Annotated in this window: 1 protein-coding gene and 1 pseudogene; both read right to left on the bottom strand. The window is 71.5% G+C overall.

The features are described 5' to 3' along the window. Positions 1–718: pseudogene (locus tag EQG76_RS30195) on the bottom strand (hypothetical protein); the annotation flags it as partial. 69 nt (positions 719–787) lie between these two features. Beyond that, a complete protein-coding gene (locus EQG76_RS30190) occupies positions 788–1,684 on the bottom strand; it encodes a uracil-DNA glycosylase (protein WP_159718938.1) in 897 nt (298 codons plus the stop codon). Positions 1,685–1,933: the final 249 nt, after the last annotated feature.

Genomic DNA, 1,933 nt, shown 5'->3' with positions numbered 1-1,933 from the left:
ACTCCGCCGCATCCAGGAGCGGCAGCACGTCCGCCCGAGCCAGCTCCGCCCGGGCCTCGTCCAGCTTGCCGTTGCGGATCAGCTCCGGGATGTGCCGCCGCCACTTGGCGACCTTGCGCGCCACCGATTTCGGCCGCTCCAGACTGCTGACATAGCTGGCACCGTCCTCGACCAGCCGGGGCTGGGCCTGGGCCATGGCGGGGGCGGCGTATGGCTTGGGCAGCACAGCGTCGGCCGGGCGGCGCTTGGCTGCGAGTGCGTAGATCTGCTCCGCGCGCGGCTGATCGCCATAGCGCACCAGCCACTCGGCCAGTTCCTCGAAGCTGGCCTTGTAGTCGCGGTGATCGAGATAGCGCTCGGCCAGGAGGTGGCCCTGCAGCATCCGGTTGTCGACCAGCCGGAGCAGCCGGTCGACCATGTCGTAGCGCTCCTCCGCCTGCAGGGCAAACAGGCGCCGGTACATGTCCGCGTCGCTGGCCGACAGCGGGCGCGGCAGCACGGTCCTGTCCGGCATTTCCCGAAGGAAGCCCGGGCTCAGCCGGGCCAACTGGACATCACCCTGCTGCGCGGCCGCCGCCGGCGCATCCGGTATCGCGACATCATCGGCCAATGCCGGTGTGGCGAGCGGGATGCCCGCCAGGAGCATGCCGGTGAAGAGGTTGGAAGCGAGCCACGATCGCACCGACCAGGCGCGACCGGGTGGTCGTTCGAGCGCCATGGGATTTCCCCCCTGTCGTGCCGCCCGGCCCCGCTGGCCGGACGCGCTGGTCCACCCGTTTGCGGTGAGCTAGTGCGGCCTCCCCTCCGGGCCACCCTGGCCCGAGATTGCGTCCAGACGCTGGCTGAGCTGCAGAAGGTCCCGCCAGACCAGCTTCTTCTGGGCCGGGTTGCGCAGGAGATAGGCGGGATGGAAGGTCACGAGGGTCCCGATCGGCGCTGGCGACCAGTCGGGGTGCCAGTTGCGCAGCGTGCCGCGCAGCCGGGTCACACCGGCTTCCAGCCCGAGCAGGGTGCGCGCGGCAGTGCCTCCCACGAACAGCACGATCTTCGGCTGCACCAGTTCCAGCGCCCGCTCCAGGAAGGGCTGGCAGACCGCCACCTCCTGCGGCGAGGGGGTGCGGTTGCCGGGTGGCCGCCAGAACAGGCAGTTGGTGATCCAGAAGCGGGAGCGGTCCAGGCCGATCGTCGCCAGCATCCGGTCCAGGAGGCGGCCGGACGGGCCGACGAACGGCTTGCCCTGCCGGTCTTCCTCGGCCCCGGGTGCCTCGCCGACCAGCACGAGCGGGCTCATGGGATTGCCGTCGGCAAAGCACAGCCGGGTGGCAGTGCGCCGCAGCGCACATCCTTCGAAGCCGGCGAGCGCGGCTTCCAGGGCGGTGAGGTCGGGGCAAGCCAGGGCGAGGCGGCGGGCAGCGGCGACGTCGCCCGTCTCGGGGCGGCGGGCGGGCGGTGCGATCGCCTGTGCCGGCATCCCCGGCAGGAGGTCGGCCAGAGGACGCAGGCCGGCAGGTTCGGCGGCTTCCGGCAGGGGCGAGGCGGTCGAGGGGAGGGCAAGGCTGCGTTCGGCCGGGTCACCGACCAGATCGACGGCGCCTGCGGCCTGCTGCCAGGCAAGCCAGGCGCGGAGCTGGTGCAGCCCGCGATCCACCGCCTCTTCTTCCCCCAGCCCAACCTGCAGACGCATCCACAGCTACTGGCACAGCTACCGGCATCGCCTGGAGCTGCACCGGCGGCCCGCTTCCTGCTCCACCTCCGGCCGGCCTCTCACCAAGGGTGAACCGGCCAGCACCTAGACTATTCGCCGACGGCACGGGCCGTCGACCGCATCCTTCCGTGGCCCCGATCGGGGATCAGATGTCGCGGTAGGGGATCGGCCGGCCTTCGCGGTCGGCCACCAGCTTGCCGCTCTCATCCTGCGCCGCTATGTAGCGAC

Source organism: Geminicoccus flavidas (assembly GCF_009806515.1).
Lineage (GTDB): Bacteria > Pseudomonadota > Alphaproteobacteria > Geminicoccales > Geminicoccaceae > Geminicoccus > Geminicoccus flavidus.
The sequence above is the reverse complement of the archived record's forward strand: the minus strand, read 5'-3'. Positions and strand labels throughout refer to the sequence as shown.